We start from the raw sequence: 978 nt of genomic DNA on the forward strand, positions 1-978 counted from the left end.
GCATTGCCATTCTGGGCGCGTGCGCGGCGATCGGCGGACGACAGTTGTTTGCCGACACGATGCGCTCGCCGATCGTGCGGCCGATGCTGGTGCGCAGTGCCTTCACGCTTGCTGCGTGGCTGTGTTACTACAACGCCGCGCGCAGCCTGCAGCTCGCCGAGCTGACCACCGTCTATTATGCGGCCCCGATCATCGTCACAGTGCTTTCAGTGTTCCTGCTCGGCGAAAAGGTGCCGATGCTGCGCTGGCTGGCGGTGCTGATCGGCTTTGCCGGCGTGTTCGTCGCTTGCGATCCGACCCATCTCGGCCTGTCCGTGCCGGTGCTGCTGGTGCTGGCGGCGGCCTTCTTGTGGGGCATCGCCATCGTGCTCTTGCGCAAGACCGCCCTTGCCGAGTGCTCGATGATCCAGCTCCTGCTCAACAATTTCTATTTCCTGCTGTTTTCGGCGGTGCCGGCATTGTTGTTGTGGCGGACACCGGACGGGGCTCAGTTGCTGCTCCTTGCCAGCGTCGGCGCACTCGGCGGCCTGGCACAATATCTTCTGTTCGAAGGCATGAAGCGCACACCGGCTTCGGTCCTCGCGCCGCTGGAATACACCTCGCTGTTGTGGGCATTCGCACTCGGCTTTGCGATCTGGGGCGACGTGCCGCGCCGCGAGGTGTTCCTGGGCGCTGCGCTGATCGTCGCCGCCGGCCTGTTGATCGTCGGCACCGAGCATTTCCGCAAACGCCTATGATGTGGATCACCATCATTGCTGACACTACGATGTCAGGACCAAGCGGCGTAGGCTGGTTGCATGACTGACATTGCAGCCGCCACCGACACCGCCGCAGAGCGCACACTCGGCATCATCCTGGTGTCGTCCTCAGCTGCCGTTTTCGGCCTGACCGGTGTTCTGACAAAGTCGATCCATGCCGACCCGTTGACCATCATCTGCTGGCGCGGCTTTGTCGGCGCCATCCTGATCAGCTTCTATG

1 protein-coding gene and 1 pseudogene are annotated in these 978 nt (G+C 62.8%); both read left to right on the forward strand.

What is annotated here, in order from left to right; genetic code table 11:
- The coding region (locus EN893_RS35600) for a DMT family transporter (protein ID WP_164901471.1) at nt 1-737 on the forward strand (737 nt) is incomplete at its 5' end.
- A gap of 60 nt (nt 738-797) precedes the next feature.
- Nucleotides 798-978, forward strand: a pseudogene (locus EN893_RS35605) (EamA family transporter); the annotation flags it as partial.

Source organism: Mesorhizobium sp. M7A.F.Ca.CA.004.04.2.1 (assembly GCF_004022825.1).
Taxonomy (GTDB): domain Bacteria; phylum Pseudomonadota; class Alphaproteobacteria; order Rhizobiales; family Rhizobiaceae; genus Mesorhizobium.